This window comes from Pseudomonas sp. HMSC08G10, from assembly GCF_001808425.1.
GTDB classification, from domain to species: Bacteria; Pseudomonadota; Gammaproteobacteria; order Pseudomonadales; family Pseudomonadaceae; genus Aquipseudomonas; species Aquipseudomonas guariconensis.
This window is the reverse complement of record NZ_KV793306.1, coordinates 267,987-285,299: the sequence shown is the minus strand read 5'-3', so window position 1 is coordinate 285,299 and position 17,313 is coordinate 267,987. Positions and strand designations below refer to the sequence as shown.

The 17,313-nt window shown below is 63.1% G+C and carries 15 protein-coding genes and 1 tRNA gene; 4 read left to right on the top strand and 12 right to left on the bottom strand.

Annotated features, from left to right (window positions below; genetic code table 11):
- The first annotated feature begins 553 nt into the window (after positions 1-553).
- A complete protein-coding gene (gene rne, locus HMPREF3173_RS11705; protein WP_070573255.1) occupies positions 554-3,742 on the top strand; it encodes a ribonuclease E in 3,189 nt (1,062 codons plus the stop codon).
- A 115-nt stretch (positions 3,743-3,857) separates the two neighbouring features.
- Here the strand turns inward: rne and murB are convergent, their stop codons facing one another.
- The 8 genes from murB to HMPREF3173_RS11665 form a co-directional block, all read right to left on the bottom strand.
- Complete coding sequence (murB, locus tag HMPREF3173_RS11700) at positions 3,858-4,874, bottom strand: UDP-N-acetylmuramate dehydrogenase (protein WP_043214395.1); 1,017 nt, start codon at positions 4,872-4,874, stop codon at positions 3,858-3,860.
- Positions 4,871-5,335 carry a low molecular weight protein-tyrosine-phosphatase gene (locus HMPREF3173_RS11695; RefSeq protein WP_043214393.1) on the bottom strand — a complete coding sequence of 155 codons (465 nt, stop codon included), beginning with the start codon at positions 5,333-5,335 and terminating at the stop codon, positions 4,871-4,873. Before HMPREF3173_RS11695 ends, murB begins: the two co-directional genes overlap by 4 nt.
- Positions 5,335-6,099: a 3-deoxy-manno-octulosonate cytidylyltransferase gene (gene kdsB / locus HMPREF3173_RS11690; RefSeq protein WP_070573253.1), complete on the bottom strand. Its 765-nt coding sequence runs from the start codon at positions 6,097-6,099 to the stop codon at positions 5,335-5,337. Before kdsB ends, HMPREF3173_RS11695 begins: the two co-directional genes overlap by 1 nt.
- Positions 6,096-6,281, bottom strand: a complete 186-nt coding sequence (locus tag HMPREF3173_RS11685; RefSeq protein WP_003247142.1) for a Trm112 family protein — start codon at positions 6,279-6,281, stop codon at positions 6,096-6,098. The genes kdsB and HMPREF3173_RS11685 overlap by 4 nt, the downstream gene beginning before the upstream one ends.
- A gap of 42 nt (positions 6,282-6,323) precedes the next feature.
- Positions 6,324-7,334 carry a tetraacyldisaccharide 4'-kinase gene (lpxK, locus tag HMPREF3173_RS11680; RefSeq protein WP_070573251.1) on the bottom strand — a complete coding sequence of 337 codons (1,011 nt, stop codon included), beginning with the start codon at positions 7,332-7,334 and terminating at the stop codon, positions 6,324-6,326.
- Positions 7,334-7,768 (bottom strand): ExbD/TolR family protein, encoded by a 435-nt coding sequence (locus HMPREF3173_RS11675; protein ID WP_043214387.1) that lies wholly within the window; start codon positions 7,766-7,768, stop codon positions 7,334-7,336. The genes lpxK and HMPREF3173_RS11675 overlap by 1 nt, the downstream gene beginning before the upstream one ends.
- Positions 7,765-8,400, bottom strand: a complete 636-nt coding sequence (locus HMPREF3173_RS11670) for a MotA/TolQ/ExbB proton channel family protein (RefSeq protein WP_043214385.1) — start codon at positions 8,398-8,400, stop codon at positions 7,765-7,767. The genes HMPREF3173_RS11675 and HMPREF3173_RS11670 overlap by 4 nt, the downstream gene beginning before the upstream one ends.
- Positions 8,401-8,510: 110 nt before the next feature.
- Positions 8,511-10,730 (bottom strand): DNA internalization-related competence protein ComEC/Rec2, encoded by a 2,220-nt coding sequence (locus tag HMPREF3173_RS11665; protein WP_070573249.1) that lies wholly within the window; start codon positions 10,728-10,730, stop codon positions 8,511-8,513.
- 142 nt (positions 10,731-10,872) lie between these two features.
- Here HMPREF3173_RS11665 and HMPREF3173_RS23950 point away from each other — a divergent pair, with 142 nt between their 5' ends.
- Entirely contained in the window at positions 10,873-11,514 is a 642-nt protein-coding gene (locus HMPREF3173_RS23950) for a DUF2062 domain-containing protein (protein WP_139146844.1), read from the top strand.
- Here HMPREF3173_RS23950 and HMPREF3173_RS11655 read toward each other — a convergent pair.
- The 3 genes from HMPREF3173_RS11655 to HMPREF3173_RS11645 form a co-directional block, all read right to left on the bottom strand.
- A complete protein-coding gene (locus tag HMPREF3173_RS11655) occupies positions 11,398-12,177 on the bottom strand; it encodes an ABC transporter permease (RefSeq protein WP_043214381.1) in 780 nt (259 codons plus the stop codon). The genes HMPREF3173_RS23950 and HMPREF3173_RS11655 overlap by 117 nt on opposite strands.
- On the bottom strand, positions 12,174-13,106 hold the full coding sequence (locus HMPREF3173_RS11650) for an ABC transporter ATP-binding protein (protein ID WP_070573244.1): 933 nt from the start codon (positions 13,104-13,106) through the stop codon (positions 12,174-12,176). The genes HMPREF3173_RS11655 and HMPREF3173_RS11650 overlap by 4 nt, the downstream gene beginning before the upstream one ends.
- Before the next feature lie 140 nt (positions 13,107-13,246).
- A complete protein-coding gene (locus HMPREF3173_RS11645; RefSeq protein ID WP_070573242.1) occupies positions 13,247-13,870 on the bottom strand; it encodes a glutathione S-transferase in 624 nt (207 codons plus the stop codon).
- 185 nt (positions 13,871-14,055) lie between these two features.
- Here HMPREF3173_RS11645 and HMPREF3173_RS11640 point away from each other — a divergent pair, with 185 nt between their 5' ends.
- Together HMPREF3173_RS11640 and HMPREF3173_RS11635 are read left to right on the top strand one after the other, a co-directional pair.
- A complete protein-coding gene (locus HMPREF3173_RS11640; protein ID WP_070573240.1) occupies positions 14,056-16,503 on the top strand; it encodes an acyl-CoA dehydrogenase in 2,448 nt (815 codons plus the stop codon).
- Positions 16,504-16,597: 94 nt separating this feature from the next.
- Positions 16,598-17,008: a PA2817 family protein gene (locus HMPREF3173_RS11635; RefSeq protein ID WP_043209867.1), complete on the top strand. Its 411-nt coding sequence runs from the start codon at positions 16,598-16,600 to the stop codon at positions 17,006-17,008.
- 112 nt (positions 17,009-17,120) lie between these two features.
- Here HMPREF3173_RS11635 and HMPREF3173_RS11630 read toward each other — a convergent pair.
- Positions 17,121-17,196, bottom strand: a tRNA-Gly gene (locus HMPREF3173_RS11630).
- Between the last annotated feature and the right edge of the window lie 117 nt (positions 17,197-17,313).

The window sequence follows — 17,313 nt, the reverse complement described above, 5'->3', positions numbered from 1 at the left end:
TCGGAACTGACGAAAAATGCAACCCGTTGCGGATTCAGCGCGCGGCAGCACCCGAACTATCAGGGATACGTGCAGGGTGGAGATGCACAGACCTCGGACCGTGTAGCACGGCATCCGGCCACCAGCCCCAGGCTGGCCTGGCAAGCGGACCCGGGCTTCGCAGACACCCCCGAAAGTGTCCACGGCCCACGGCTGATTCCTCCTCCTGACTGAGTGCAAGTGGCCTGTACGGTTGTTCGAGGATTCACCTTCGAGTGCCAGGGTTTGCCAGGCAAGGCGCCACGCCCCGTCGTAGCCAAGCTACGCCGAGCAATGGCAATGCAGCGAGGCAAGCCCAGGCACCGAGATGAAGTACTCGGTTCGACCACACCGGCCGCCAGGCACCGCAAAACAGGACGCGTCGTCGCGACCACGGCAGGCTGGGCAACCGGCTGGTGCCGAATGTCGTTGGACACGGGGGTGGCCCGCCACCCTTTGCGCACCTTGGCACCGACCATGAGAAGTCGTGTGTGCCGAACGCCGTTTCCGGCAGCCCGGAAACCGACGGTACAACATGAAAAGAATGCTGATTAACGCAACTCAACCCGAAGAGTTGCGTGTAGCCCTGGTGGATGGCCAACGTCTCTACGACCTGGATATCGAATCCGGGGCGCGCGAGCAGAAGAAGGCCAACATCTACAAAGGCCGGATCACCCGGATCGAACCCAGCCTCGAAGCCGCTTTCGTCGATTTCGGCTCCGAACGTCACGGCTTCCTGCCGCTCAAGGAAATCTCCCGCGAATACTTCAAGAAGGCGCCAGAAGGCCGCGTCAACATTAAAGAAGTATTGAGCGAAGGCCAGGAAGTCATCGTCCAGGTCGAGAAGGAAGAGCGCGGCAACAAAGGCGCCGCCCTCACCACCTTCATCAGCTTGGCCGGTCGCTACCTGGTGCTGATGCCCAACAACCCACGTGCCGGCGGCATCTCCCGTCGCATCGAAGGCGAAGAGCGCAATGAGCTGCGCGAAGCCCTCAACGGCCTGACCGTCCCAGGCGACATGGGCCTGATCGTGCGCACTGCCGGCCTTGGCCGCAGCAGCGAAGAAATGCAGTGGGACCTCGACTACCTCCTGCAACTGTGGACCGCCATCAAGGAGGCCTCCCAAGATCGCGCCGCACCTTTCCTGATCTACCAGGAAAGCAATGTCATCATCCGCGCCATCCGCGACTACCTGCGCCAGGACATCGGCGAAGTGCTGATCGACAGCATTGACGCCCAGGAAGAAGCCCTGACCTTCATCCGCCAAGTCATGCCGCAGTACGCCAGCAAGGTAAAGCTGTACGAAGACAGCGTCCCGCTGTTCAATCGCTTCCAGATCGAAAGCCAGATCGAGACCGCCTTCCAGCGTGTGGTCGATCTGCCCTCCGGTGGCTCCATCGTCATCGACCCGACCGAGGCCCTGGTCTCCATCGACATCAACTCGGCGCGCGCCACCAAAGGCAGCGACATCGAAGAAACCGCCCTGCAGACCAACCTGGAAGCGGCCGAGGAAATCGCCCGCCAACTGCGTCTGCGTGACATCGGCGGCCTGATCGTCATCGACTTCATCGACATGACCCCGGCCAAGAACCAGCGCGCCGTTGAAGAGCGCGTGCGTGAATGCCTCGAGGCCGACCGCGCCCGAGTCCAGGTTGGCCGCATCTCGCGCTTCGGCCTGCTGGAAATGTCCCGTCAGCGCCTGCGTCCTTCCCTGGGCGAGAGCAGCGGCATCGTCTGCCCACGCTGCTCCGGCACCGGCATCATCCGTGACGTCGAGTCGCTGTCCCTGGCCATCCTGCGCCTGATCGAGGAGGAAGCCCTGAAAGATCGTACCGCCGAGGTACGCGCTCAGGTGCCGATCCCGGTTGCAGCTTTCCTGCTCAACGAAAAGCGCAACTCGATCACCAAGATCGAACTGCGCACCCGCGCCCGCATCATCATCCTGCCGAACGATCACCTGGAAACGCCGCACTTCGAAGTCCAGCGCCTGCGCGACGACAATCCGGACGTGCTGAACAACCAGTCCAGCTACGAGATCGCCGCCGCCGAAACCGAAGAAGCGCCGCAGCCGACTGCCACCCGCACCCTGGTTCGCCAGGAAGCCGCGGTCAAGACCGCCCCGGCCCGCGCCAACGCGCCGGTACCCAGCACACCCGAGCCAGCACCGGCCGCACCAGTCGCACCGGCACCAAGCGCTCCGGAGCCAAGCCTGTTCAAAGGCTTGGTCAAATCGCTGGTAAGCCTGTTCGCCGGTAAGGACGAACCTGTAGCCGCACCGGTCGCCAACACCGAGAAACCGGCTGCCGAGCGCCCACAGCGCAACGAAGAGCGCCGCAACGGTCGTCAGCAGAGCCGCAATCGCAACGGCCGTCGCGACGAAGACCGCAAACCGCGCGAAGAACGCAGCGAGCGCGCCCCGCGCGAAGAGCGTCAGCCACGTGAAGAGCGGGCCCCGCGTGAAGAACGCGCCCCCCGTGAGGAGCGTGCTCCACGCGAAGAGCGCCAAGCACGTCAGCCGCGCGAAGACCGCCGCGGCAACCGAGAAGAGCGCGTGCGCGAACTGCGTGAACCTCTGGATGCCGCCCCTACCGTCCGTGAAGAGCGCCAGCCACGTGAAGAGCGTGCCCCGCGCGAAGAGCGTGTAGCCCGCGAGGAACGTGCGCCACGTGAAGAGCGCCAACCGCGCGAAGAACGTCAGCCTCGTGAAGAACGTCAGCCGCGTGAAGAGCGTGCACCTCGTGAAGAGCGTGCCCCGCGCGAAGAACGCGCACCACGCGAAGAGCGCACCGAACGCGAAGAGCGTCAACCACGCCCACCTCGTGAAGAGCGTCAGCCTCGCGCAGGTACCGAGGTCGCCGAGGCCGCCGAGGAACAACTGCCAAACGAAGAGCTGCTGCAGGAAGAGCAACAGGACGGCGCCGATGGCGAACGCCCACGTCGTCGCTCCCGCGGCCAACGTCGTCGCAGCAACCGTCGCGAGCGCCAACGCAATGCCAATGGCGAGCTGATCGAAGGTGGTGAAGACGAAGCCACCGGCGAAGAGCAACCAGCACAGCAACACCAGGCTACCGAGCTGGGTGCAGAGCTGGCCGCTGGCCTTGCCGTCACCGCTGCCGTTGCCTCCAGCAACATCAGTGCCGAAGCCGAAGCCCAGGCCAACCAGCAGGCCGAACAGGCTACCAACGTGGTTGCCCAAGCCCAGGAAGCTGCCCAGCCTGCCGAGCAGGTCGTCGAGCAGATCGCCCAGGCTCAGGAGCTCGCCATCGCACCCGTGGTCGAGCAACCGCTCAGCGAGCCAGTCGCGGTGACCGAGCCAAGCGCCGAGCCCGTAGTCGAAGTGGTCCCACAACCGGTCGTCGAAGCGCCAATTACCGAAGCGGTTACAGAAGCTGCTGTCGTGGAATCCGGCGAAGCTGAGCAAGCCCCTGCCTTTGAGCAGCAAGCCGCACCAGCACCGGTTGCCGAGCAGCCTGCCGAGGCTGCCGAGGCCAAGCCGGAAGTGGCCGAACCCGCTCCGGTAGCTGCCCAGGCCAGCGTACAAGAGCAAGCCCCGGCTCCGGCCGAGCCTGCCACTGTGATGCTGCCAAACGGCCGCGCACCGAACGACCCACGTGAAGTGCGTCGCCGCAAGCGCGAAGCCGAAGCCGCTGCCAAGGCTGCCGCCGAGGCACAGGCTGCCGAAGCGCTGGCGACCACCGATGAGCAGAAACCTAATCACGGTTGATGCCATCGGTTGAATGAAAAAGCCCCGCCAGTGCGAACTGGCGGGGCTTTTTCATTTCGGGAACATTTAGCGCGAGACTGACTTGAACGATGGTCTGTGTAGCAGCCCCCAAGGATCAGTACAGGTTCGGTTCCATCTCCAGCTCGACCCCGAAGCGCTCGTAAATATCGGCTTGTATCCTGCGCGCCAAGTCATGCACCTGTGCCCCGCTTGCCCGGCCATAGTTCACCAGGACCAGCGATTGCAGACGATGCACCCCGGCATCCCCGTCCCGGTACCCTTTCCACCCCGCCTGCTCGATCAGCCAGCCTGCAGCCAGCTTCACCTGCCCATCTGCCTGCGGATAAGCCACCACGCCCGGGAAGCGCTCGCGAATCTGCTCGGCCAGCGCCGCCGTTACCACAGGGTTCTTGAAGAAGCTACCAGCATTGCCCAGCTCGGCCGGGTCAGGCAGTTTTTCCCTGCGAATGCTGCAGATAGCTTCGCTGATGGCCATGGCGGTCGGCGCATGAACGCCCTGCTCCAGCAGACGCTGGCGAACCGGGCCGTAATCCAGATGCGCATGCAGGGTTCGACTCAGAGCAAAACGCACCCGCAGGATCAGCCACCGCCCAGGGTTGCGTTTGAACAAGCTGTCCCGATAAGCGAAGGCACATTCCTCCAGAGCAAAGTCCCGCAACTCACCGGTTTCACGATCCAAGGCGGTTAGGCCGGCAAATACGTCCTTGATCTCTACGCCATAGGCACCGACGTTCTGCATGGGCGCGGCGCCAACGGTGCCCGGGATCAGGCTGAGGTTCTCCAGGCCGCAAAAGCCCTGTGTCAGGCTCCACTGCACAAAGGGATGCCAAGGCTCGCCTGCCTCGGCCTCCACCACGACCCGATCACCATCGTCCTGCAACACCCGACGGCCTCGGCTGGCCATATGCAACACCAAGGCATCGATGTCACCAGTCAGCAGCAGGTTGCTGCCGCCACCGATCACCAGCACACGCACTTGCCGCTCGATGGCCTCAGCCAGGGCCTGACGAACCTGCGCATCGTCATGGGCCTGGGTGAAGTAGCGCGCCTTCACGTCAATGCCAAAGGTGTTGTAGGGCTTGAGCGAAACCCGTTCCTGCCAGCTCGTCATAGCCGCCCCTTGATTTCAACGACCAGCGCCTGGCATGCAGCTTCGATCAGGTCCAAGACCTGCTCGAAACCTTCGGCGCCGCCATAGTAAGGGTCCGGTACCTCATCCAAGGCTGCGCCATAGCGGCGCAGAAAGAGATCCAGTTCACCGGGCGCGGCGTGGGGACGCATGGCGTGCAGATGAGCCAGGTTGCTCTTGTCCATCGCCAGGATCAGGTCGTATTCGGCAAAATGCTCTGCCTTGACCTGCTGGGCACGCTGACGGGACAAGTCATAGCCACGCGCCAGGGCCGCGCGGCAGGTACGGCTGTCGGGCGCCTTGCCGACGTGCCAGTCACCGGTGCCGGCCGAGGCCACGTGCACCAGCTCGGCAAGTCCTGCGGCCTGCAATTGGTGGCGCAATACACCTTCGGCAGTCGGTGAACGACAGATATTGCCCAGGCAGACGAACAGAACGCGCATCAGGCCTCCAGCAAGCGCCGAACGCGCTCCAGGTCTTCAGGAGTATCCACGCCGACGGCCGGGGCCTCGATGGCGTCTGCTACGTGAATGCGCACGCCATGCCATAGGGCGCGCAGTTGCTCCAGCGCTTCGGTCTGCTCCAGCCAGCAAGGGCCCCAGCTGACGAAGTCCTGGAGAAAACCCACACGGTAGGCGTACATACCGATATGACGGCGGTAAGGAACGCCTTCGGGGATGCTGTCGCGGCGCTTGGCGAACGCATCCCGCGCCCAAGGCAGCGGTGCACGGCTGAAGGTCAGGGCGAGACCATGCTTATCGCTGACCACCTTGACCGCATTGGGATTGAACACGGTTTCAGGCTCGGCGATCGGCTCGGCCAACGTCGCGATGCCCGCTTCCGGATGGGCTGCAAGGTTGGCGGCCACCTGATCGATGATCACCGGCGGAATCAAAGGCTCGTCGCCCTGCACATTGACCACGATGGCGTCAGCCGGCAGGCCCAGATGCGAGGCCACTTCGGCCAGTCGGTCAGTGCCGGACTCGTGGTCGGCACGGGTCAGCAGGACCTCGGCGCCAAATGCCTGGCAAGCCTCGACGATGCTGGCATCGTCGGTGGCGATGACCACGCGGCTGGCGCCGCTTTTGCGGGCCTGTTCCCAGACATGCTGGACCATCGGCTTGCCGGCGATCGCCAGCAGTGGCTTGCCCGGCAGGCGGGTCGAGCGCAGGCGGGCAGGAATCACCACGGTGAAATTCAAGCTCATTTGTCCAGGCGCTCGTCGTCGGTCAGGGTGCGCGCTTCACTTTCCAGCATCACTGGGATGCCGTCACGAATCGGATAAGCCAGGCCCGCGCCCTTGCTGATCAGCTCGGTTTTGTCGGCACTGAGCTTGAGCGGGCCCTTGGTGATCGGGCAGGCCAGGATATCGAGCAATTTGGTGTCCATGGAGGCTTCCTTGAGGCCAAAGGCCGGAAAAAAGAAAAAGGCTCAGGGCTGGAGACGTTCAGGCAGCAGACGCTGCAACTGCCCGTCGAACCAGTTGGCAAAGGCCTGGGATGGCACGGCGTCGACCGCCAGGTACCACCAGTCGTCGGCCGCAAAGGGCCGGCACTTCACTGCATCCTTCTCGGTCATCACCAGCGGCAGCGCCGGACTGAACGCCAGGTTCTCGACGCTGAACTGCGCATGATCGGCAAAGGGATGCGGTATCGGCTGCCAGTTTAGCCCTTGCAATGTATTGAAGAAACGCTGTGGATTGCCGATGCCAGCCACGGCGTGCAACGCCTGGCCAGCCGGAAAGTGATCGAGTGGGCGACGCTCGCCGCTGCGCAGATTGACCAGTGCCGAGGGCCGCAGGCCGAAAGCGAAGCCGTCGTCCAGGTCCACCTTTGCGCCGTTGTACAGCACCGCATCGGCCTCGGCCAGACGCTCGACCGGCTCCCGCAACGGGCCCGCCGGCAGACAACGGCGATTGCCCAGGCCGCGAGCGGCGTCAATCAGCACCAACTCCAAGTCACGCGCCAGGCGGTAGTGCTGCATGCCGTCATCGCACAGGATCAGGTCTAGCGGCTCGCTGGCCAGCAGCGCCTGCACGGCGCAGGAACGATCAGGATCGATCATCAGAGGCACGCCTGTACGTTGAACGATCAACAGCGGTTCGTCACCGGCGTGCTGCGCGCTCTGGTCTGCCCGGACACGCCAAGGCAGGCTGGGCGGCGCTGCGCCATAACCCCGACTGACCACCCCGACCTTGAGCCCAAGCAGACGACAGTGCTCGATCAACCAGAGAATCATCGGCGTCTTTCCGGTGCCGCCGACCGTGATGTTGCCCACTACGATCACCGGCACCGGCGCTCGGTAGCTGGCGCTGTCACCACTGAGAAAACGTGCACGCTTGCGCGTCACCACCTGCCGGTAAAGGGCCTCGAGCGGGCGCAACATTGCAAGCGCCGGATGCCCGGCGTACCAGGCCGCGAGCAGACGGTCAGCGAAAGCCATCAAGGAGTACCCTGCGCGGCCTCGACGGTGGTCATGCGCAACTTGCTGAAGCCGAGCTTGCCGGCCGCATCCATTGCGGTGACCACAGCCTGGTGCGGCGTCTTGCCGTCCGCGCTGATCGCCAGCGGCAGGGTGATGTCCCCGCCCGATTCGCGCTCGAGCGCCTCGGTCAAGGTCGCCAGATCGCTCTTGGGCAGCAAGTGGTTGTTGACCGAATACACGCCGTCCGCACTGATGGTGATTTCCACAACCTTGCCCTCCTCTGCCGGTGCCTGGGTGGCACTGGCGGCTTCGGGCAGCTCGACGCGCAGCTGGGTCTCGCGGGTAAAGGTGGTGGTGACCACGAAGAACAGGAGCAGAACGAACACCACGTCGATCAACGACGCCAGGTTGATGTCCACGTTCTCCCGTTGCCGGTTGCGCCGGAACTTCACGCCTTGCCTCCGGCCACTTCCACTTCGCGATCGCCTTGCAGCACCTCGACCAGCTTGATTGCCTCCTGCTCCATGCCGACGACCAGCTCATCGATGCGTCGCTGCAGGAACCGGTGGAAGAAGACCGCCGGGATCCCCACCATCAGGCCGGCGGCTGTGGTGACCAGGGCCTTGGAAATACCACCCGCGAGAACGGCCGGGTTGGCAGTCATCTGCGAGCCCATGAAGGCGCTGAAGATATCGATCATGCCCAGCACCGTACCCAAAAGGCCGAGCAAGGGGGCCATCGCGGCGATGGTGCCCAATGTACCGATGTAGCGCTCCAGCTCATGGATGACCCGGGAGGCGGCCTCCTCGATGCATTCTTTCATGATCTCGCGACCATGACGGGAGTTGGCCAGGCCCGCAGCGAGGATTTCGCCCAACGGCGAATCGGCGCGCAGGGCCTTGAGCTTGTCACTGGTCAGTTGCTTGTCCTTGATCCACATCCACACCTGGCCCAGCAGGTGCGGTGGGGTCACGCGACTGGCGCGCAGGGTCCACAGGCGCTCGGCGACGATAGCCATGGCGGCGATGGAACTCAGAATGATCGGCAGCATCATCCAACCACCGGACTTGACCAATTCCCACACAGTAAGCATCCCCTTGAAAAAGGCCGCCACTCTACCATAGGACCGTGGGGGGCTCATCTGCCGAAGGTCAGGGAGTCGGCCGTTCACGTTATGACCTGCGCATGGGCTATTCATTGCAACTGTCGCCAGAACCGCCGCTGCGCCCGCAGTCCCTCGACCTCGCCATGGGTGCCCAGGCGTAGGCGCAAAGCGCCTTCGATCGCGGTGTCATGAACGCTCAATCCGTACCGCCGGTAACGCTCCACGACCTGCGGATGCGGATGGCCGAAGCCGTTGTAGCGCCCCCGGGAAATCATCACGCCCCTTGGCGACGTAGCGCGGATGAACGGCTCGGTGGATGAGCTGCGACTGCCATGGTGCGGCGCCTGCAACCAGTCGATGCGCGGCGCATCGGTCGCTGCCAGCCAAGCCCGCTCGGCACCAGCCTCCATATCGCCGGCCAGTAACAACCGCTCGCCCTGGGCCTGTACCAGCAGCGCACAGGAACGCTCGTTGCCGGCCGGCCCCCCTGCCCACTGCCAAAGCATGAAGTCCACCCCATCCCAGTGCCAGCGCTCACCACTGACGCACGGGCGAGCCCGCAAAGCCTCCGGTAATTGTTCAGGCTCCCCCGCAAGCACCCTACCCAGCGGCAGACCGCGCCCGATAGCCGCTGAGCCGCCGGCATGATCGGCGTGGCCATGACTGATCAGCATCAGATCCAGGTGCTTGACGCCCAGCTTGCGCAAGGTCGGCAACACCACCCGGTCCCCCAGGTCCATGTCACCCTTGGCGGGGCCGGCATCGTAAAGCAGGCTGTGCGTGCGGGTTCGCAGCAGCACGGCCAGGCCCTGCCCCACATCCAGTTGCAGGACTTCAACCTGCCCCTGCGGCACTGGCTCCCGTGGAGCCCACAGAGCCATTAGCATCACGCCCCCTAGTCCACGCAGCGGCACACCCCGGGGCAGCAACAGCAACGCCGCCCCCAATCCGACCAGCAGTCCCGCCCACGGCGTCAATGCCTGGGGCTCCCAGGCCGGACGCCATTGCCCCAACAGCGCCAACTGCTGAAACAATATTTCCAGCAACCCGCCTGCCCACCACAGCAACAGCTCACCGGGCTGGCCCAGCGGCAATAGCGCACTGCCCAGCAGCGCCAACGGCAACACGGCAAAACTGATCCAGGGTACCGCCAACAGATTGGCCAGCGGCGCTGTCAGGCTGATCGGCAAACCCAGCGCCAGCAAGGCCGGCAACAAGCCCACCGCGACCACCCATTGCGCCCTGCTCCAGGCTTGCCACGGCCGCCAGCCGCCGAGGCGCCCGGCAAAGCAGAACACCAGAACAGCGACTGCGGCGAACGATAGCCAGAACCCCGGCAACAGGCTTGCCAACGGTTCGATCAGCAGCACGCCACACAGGGCAGCCAGCAACGGCAGGAGCGCCCCCAGATGACTGAAGTGCAGACGCCAGAGCAGGACCATCGCCAGCATCAGGCAAGCTCGCTGCACCGGCACACCGAACCCCGCGAGCCCGCCGTACCCCAACGCTGAAACCAGACTCAGCGCGCACGCCCAAGGCAACCATGGCAGACGCTGGGGCCACAGGCCCAGGCGCGCCAGCCACGCCACCAAGCCATAGACCAGCCCGGCCACCAAGCCGATGTGCTGGCCGGAAATCACCATCAAGTGCACCGTACCGGTGGCCTGCAACGCCTGCCATTCCGAGCGCGCAAGTCCCGAGCCATCCCCCAGGACCAGCGCCGCCAGGGCACCTTCGCGCCCTTGGGCATCGACTGCCAGCAAGCGTTGGCGCACCGCGTCGCGCCAGTTGTTCGTGGCGGGTGCCAATAACTGCCCAGCCTTGACGGTGCCCACGGCGCCGATCCGCCGCGCCAGAAAAAGCGCCTCCCAGTCGGGACCATGGGGGTTGAGCAGGCCATGGGGTCGCTTGAGCGTGACAGCCAGGCGCCAGTACTCGCCGGCGCTCAGTTGTGGCCCCTCGAACCAGTTCAACTGAAGCCGACGCGGCAAGGCGGTGCGACGCGAGGTAGGGTCCGCAAGCTCGAAGCGCACGGATTGCCCTCGTAGTGCGGGCAATCCCACCACCCGCCCCTCCAGCCACAAGGTTCGCCCATCCAACGCGGATTCCAGACGATCATCCAAGGCGTTTTGCGCCGACCAACAGGCCCAGCTCATTCCGAGGAGAAAGCAACCTACAGCCCTGGCTCTTCCAGGAAGACAAACCACGCCGAGCAACAGCATCGTCAGCATCGCGCCGACCGATGGCAATGCAGGCAGAAAACGCAGGCTCAACAGCCCGAGTGCGAGCGCAAACATCCCTGTGCGCATGAGATAGAGCTCCAGAAGCAAAACAGCCCTCTGAGGCTTAGCTGAAAAGTCGGCCGACCTTGCTCAATAATTGTCACAAACTCTGAACAAGGTCGTCAGGCAAAAAAGGCATACTGCCCTCATTCACCTGCCGGGAGCGTACATGCCGCGCCGTCTCTTCAAACGCTACATGCCGGATCCAACCAGCATTCGCGAACACAAGTCCTTACGCTTTTTCGGCAGGTTGCTGCACGATCCCAACCTCTGGCACCTGAACCGCCATTCGGTGGCGCGGGCCATGGGCGTCGGCCTGTTTGCGGCACTGATTCCCATGCCCATGCAGATGTTGCTGGCCGCCAGCCTGGCAATCCCACTGCGGGGTAATCTGCCAATCGCGGTCAGCCTGGTCTGGCTGACCAATCCACTGACCATGCCGCCGGTGTTCTTCGTCACCTACATGACCGGCGCCTGGCTGATGCAGGTGCCGCCCCGCACGCTGCCGGACGAAATCACCGTCCAGTGGGTCACCGATCAACTGTCGACGATTTGGCAGCCCTTCCTGTTGGGCTCGGTGGTGTGTGGGCTGGTGCTGGGCCTGTTCGCCTACTTCGCCACCATGCTGTACTGGCGCTGGTGGGTAGGCCGGCAATGGCGCCGGCGCAAGGCCCAGGGGGCAGCCAGGCACGCCTCAGGCACGCATACCACGGCCGCTAACCAGCAGACGAACGCACAGCAGGTAAAGCACTGCTGTGGCCACCAACATGAAGGTGATCGCAGTGCCGATACGGATATCCGACACCCCTAGGATGCCGTAGCGGAACGAGTTGACCATGTGCAGTACCGGGTTCGCCAACGACACGGTCTGCCAGAATGGCGGCAGCAAGCTGATCGAATAGAACACCCCGCCGAGGTAGGTCAACGGCGTCAGCACGAACGTCGGAATGATCGAGATATCGTCGAAATTGCGCGCGAATACGGCGTTGACGAAGCCCAGCAGTGAGAAGATGGTCGCGGTCAGCAGCACCACCGCGACAGTGACACCCAGGTGATGCACCTGCAGATGGGTGAAGAACATCGACAGGATGGTCACGATCACCCCGACAGCCAGGCCACGCAACACGCCTCCGAGCACATAGCCGACGAGAATGGTGTGCGGCGATACCGGCGAGACCATCAGCTCTTCGATCGAACGCTGGAACTTGCTGCCAAAGAAGCTCGAAACCACGTTGCCGTAGGAGTTGGTGATCACCGACATCATGATCAACCCCGGCACGATGTATTCCATGTACGTGAAGCCGCCCATGTCGCCGATCTGTCGACCGATGAGATTTCCAAAGATCACGAAGTACAACACCATGGTGATCGCCGGCGGCAATAGGGTTTGCGGCCAGATGCGCAAAAAGCGCCGGACTTCACGGTAGACGATGGTGTTGAGGGCGACCCAGTTGGTGCGCAGGTCCAGACTCATACGGCCACCTTCGACAGGTTTTTTTCCACCAGTGACACGAACAGCTCCTCGAGTCGGTTGGTCTTGTTGCGCAGGCTCTGCACTTCGATCTGCTGCAATGCCAGTTGGCCAAACAGCGCGGTGATGCCCATCGCTTTGTCCACCTGCACTTCCAGGGTGTGCGGCGTGATCAGCCGGCACGGGTAGCCCTGAAGCACCGGCGCCTGGGCAAGGTCCTGCTTGAGGTCGAGAACGAAGGTTTCCACGTGCAGCTTGCTCAGCAGCTTGCGCATGCTGGTGTTCTCGACGATGGTGCCATGGTCGATGATGCCGATGTTGCGGCACAGCTGCTCAGCTTCTTCCAGGTAATGGGTGGTCAGGATGATGGTGATGCCTTTCTGGTTAAGCTCGGTGAGAAAGCTCCACATCGAACGGCGCAGCTCGATGTCCACACCCGCGGTCGGCTCATCGAGAATCAGCAAGCGCGGTTCGTGAATCAGCGCCCGGGCGATCATCAAGCGGCGCTTCATGCCGCCGGAGAGCGAGCGCGACTGCACATCCCGCTTATCCCACAGGCCCAGCTGGGTCAGGTACTGTTCGGCGCGCTCCTTGGCCAGCTTGGGCGGGATGCCGTAGTAGCCCGCCTGGGTGACCACGATATCGAAGGTCTTCTCGAACTGGTTGAAGTTGAACTCCTGCGGCACCACGCCCAGGCAACGCTTGAGCGCGGCAGGGTCGCGATCCAGGTCATGGCCGAACACATTCACCGTGCCGCTGGTCTTGTTGACCAGGGTGGAGAGGATGCCGATGGTGGTGGACTTGCCGGCGCCGTTGGGGCCAAGCAAAGCGAAGAAGTCACCCTCGGCGACATCCAGGTCGATGCCCTTGAGGGCCTGGAAGCCGTTGCCGTAGGTCTTGGTCAGCTGTCGTATGGACAGGGCGGAACTCATAGCGGGTCAGGTACCGAGAAAAGGGTTCAGGACACGCCAGGGCTGATCACTGGCGCAGTGAGTGCGGCCAATGGTGCAAGCCCTGGCCGCGCAAGTACAGTCATGTGTATCGATAATGACTATCGAAATGACCACGGTGTTCAGGTCAATGCCGTCATTACCGCTGCTTGGTAGGCCGGGCGTTGGCGCAGGCGCTCATACCAGGCCCTCAGATGATGCATCTGCGGGCGCTCGATCGGCATTTCGAACCAGGCGTAGATAAAACAGCCCAGGGGGATATCGCCCATGCCAATCTGCTGGCCGGACAAATAAGGCTGGTCCGCCAAGGCCTGGTCGGCGATCGACAGCAACTGCGCGCATTGCTTGTGGGCAGCATTGATGGCCACCCAGTCGCGCTGGTCCTCCGGCGTGCGCAGCAGGCCCCAGAACAACGGCCGGAACGGCGTGGCGAAGGACGAGGTGGTCCAATCCATCCATTTGTCCGCCAAGGCGCGCTGGCGCGGATCGTCCAGATACCAGTCTTGGTCGCGGCCATATTGGGCGCACAGGTAGCGAACGATGGCGTTGGACTCCCAGAGCACCAAGTCGTCATCTTCGAGCATAGGCACCAAGCCATTAGGGTTGCGCGCCCGATAATGCGGCTCGTCCACCACACCGAAGGCGCCGCCAGCGTCGATCGATTCGAAGTCCAGGCCCAGTTCATGGGCAATCCACAGTGCCTTGCGCACATTGCTCGAGTTCTTGCGGCCCCAGATCTTCAGCATGACAGCGTCCTTTGGTATGCAGAGGCCCGATAGTCTACTCCAATCCGCCGGCCTGGTTGGTGAAACACCGGACTGCGCTGAACGCTCGCCGCCATACCCTGTCACTGTTCAGGTCAGGCCGTCCCGCCAGGCAGGTCTAAGCTCTGTGGGATAGCTCGAACCCAATGTTCCATGGAGGAAGGACTATGTTGCTGCTGTGGTTGGTGGTGTTGGTGATCGGTGCGGCGTACCTCACGCATCGGCGCCTGGCCCCCCTGAAGATCCTGGGGGCCGTCGCGGTATATGTGTTACTGATGGGCATCTGGGGGCACGCCCCTGCCTGGCTGCTGGCATTGATCTGGCTGGTGTTGGCCTTCAAGACCGCATTTCTGGTATTGCCGCAATGGCGGCGCAAGTTGTTCACGACCCCTGTGTTCCAATGGTTCCGGCGCACGCTGCCGCCGATGTCACGAACCGAACGCGAGGCCATCGATGCCGGCACGGTCTGGTGGGATGGCCAGCTGTTCAGCGGCCGCCCAGACTGGGATGTTCTGCTCGACTACCCGGCAGCCACGCTGACCGACGAAGAACAGGCCTTCATCGACGGCCCCACCGAGGCCCTCTGCGCCATGGTCAGCGACTGGCAGATCAGTCAGGACCTGGACCTGCCAGCAGAAGCGTGGACGCATATCAAGGCCCATGGCTTCTTCGCTCTGATAATCCCCAAGGCATACGGCGGCAAAGGTTTCTCGGCCTATGCCCACTCTCAAATCGTGATGAAACTGGCTACCCGTAGCGCCGACCTGGCCTCGACGGTGATGGTGCCCAACTCCCTGGGCCCGGCCGAGCTGCTGTTGCACTACGGCACTGAGGAACAACGCAATCATTATCTGCCTCGCCTGGCTCGCGGCGAGGAAATCCCCTGCTTCGCCCTCACCGGCCCACTGGCCGGCTCGGACGCGAGCGCCATGCCAGACACCGGCGTGATCTGCAAAGGCCAATGGCAAGGTGAAGAAGTGATCGGCCTGCGCCTGAACTGGGAGAAGCGCTATATCACCCTTGGTCCGATCGCGACACTGCTGGGCCTGGCCTTCAAGGCCTATGACCCGGAGCACCTGCTGGGCGACACGCAGGATCTGGGCATCAGCCTGGCGCTGGTGCCCACCGACACACCGGGTGTCGAAATCGGCAGGCGCCACTTCCCGCTGGGCGCGGCCTTCATGAATGGCCCCAACAGCGGCAAAGATGTCTTCATACCGCTGGATTACTTGATCGGCGGCAAGGACATGCTCGGCAAAGGCTGGATGATGCTGATGAACTGCCTGTCCGTGGGCCGTTCCATTTCCCTGCCCGCGGGAGGCACAGGTGCAGCCAAGTACAGCAGCCTGGTGACCGGCCAGTACGCACGCATTCGCGAACAGTTCAATGTTCCCTTGGCCGCCTTCGAAGGCATCCAAGCCTCCCTGGCCCGCATTGGCGGCAACGCGTGGCTGGCCGACAGCGCCCGGATACTGACCGCCCAGGCTGTCGACCTCGGCGAAAAACCCTCGGTGCTGTCGGCAATTCTCAAGTACCACCTCACCGAGCGAGGTCGCGAATGCATCCAGCACGCCATGGATGTACATGGTGGCAAAGGCATCATCCTGGGCCCGAACAACTACCTGGCACGCAACTGGATGGGCGCGCCGATCTCCATCACCGTCGAAGGGGCCAACATTCTTTCACGCAATTTGATGATCTTCGGTCAGGGCGCGATCCGATGCCATCCGTTCGTGCTCGAAGAAATGGCCCTTGCCGGGCGCGAGGATCACGAGCAGGCGCTCGCCGAGTTCGATGACTTGTTGATGAAACATATCCTCTTCGCCGCCGGCAATGCCTCCAGCACCCTGGTACTGGGGCTCGGCCTGGGTCGCTTCGAGCAGGTACCAGGTGATGCCCTCAGCCAAGGCTATTTCCGCGCGCTGAACCGACAAGCTGCGGCATTTGCACTGCTGGCGGACCTGTCGATGATGATGCTCGGCGGTGCACTCAAACGCCGGGAACGCCTCAGTGCGCGCCTCGGCGATGTATTGAGCTATCTGTACCTGGCTTCGGCGTCTCTCAAGCGCTACCACGACTTGGGCTCACCGGAGCACCTGCAGCCATTGCTGCGCTGGGCCCTGGAGGAAAGCCTGGGCCAGTCGGAGGCCGCACTGGATCGCCTGCTCGACAATTTCCCTAACCGCTTCGTCGGTTGCGCCTTGCGTGTGCTGGTCTTCCCTCTGGGACGTCGCCACACCGGGCCAAGCGATGAATTGGATGCCGAGGTGGCGGAGTTGATTGGGCGGCGCAAGGGAGACCCTGCGCTTGAAGAGCTGCTGAGTGGCTGCTTCCGTCCGCAGGCCGAAGCCGACCCGGTGGCAGCCTTGCAACGGGCCAGCGACCTATTGGCAGAGTGCGTCCCTCAGCACAAGGCGCTGCATGAGGCGATCAGGCACGGCAAGGTCCATCCCGCACCTGGGCAGTCAGCGATAGACGCTGCCGTCGAGGCTGGCGTACTGCAAGCTGCCGAGGGGCAGCGCTTGCATGAGGCGGAGGCAGCTCGGCGACAGGTGATCGATGTGGACGCATTCGACAAGGAGGCGCTGCGCCCGATCAAAGACGCGATACGCTGACTCCTGGCGATCGGACTGTGCTGACACGCTCAGCACAGCCCGCGCAACCGGCGTATACTCCGCCCCCGTTTCAGCCATACCGAGGACCCTTTCCATGGCCAACCCGCACCTGGAGTATCACCTGCAACTGCTTCAGCACCTGCGCACCATTCTGGTCGCCCTGGGTGAAGCCGAGCAGGTGCCGGAAGAGAGCCACGCCCTGTTCCTCGAACGCTTCGATGAACTGCTCACCCTGCTGCCACAGGATCCACTGGAAAGCCAGTACCTGGGCCAAGACCTGATTTGCCAGGTAATCCAGCGCTACCCACAGATTGCCCACCTGGTACCACGGGACCTGCTTTGGTTCTTCGGCGGCGACTGCCTGCACTTCATGCCCGATGAAGAACTGGCCGTGTACCAGCAACTCGAAGACCTGCGCTACGAAGCCGAACAGAACGGTGAAGCCTTCGACTGGAACCAGCAAAAGCAACTGCTGAGCCTGCCTGAACAGACACCGAAGCATTGATGCCCCAGCAGGGCAAGCACAGGCTTGCCCTGCCCCCAAAAACGGGAGCGCGGGTGCCGACGCCAGAAACGGCAAAAAAAAACGCCCTCTCGTCTGAGAGGGCGTTTCGATTTGGAGCGGGAAACGAGACTCGAACTCGCGACCCCGACCTTGGCAAGGTCGTGCTCTACCAACTGAGCTATTCCCGCAAATATGAAGCAAACCGCTATTTGGCATGAAGCGCCGTACTGGCCTTCATCGCCATTGCATCGCCATGGACGATACAGCTTTGAATTGGAGCGGGAAACGAGACTCGAACTCGCGAC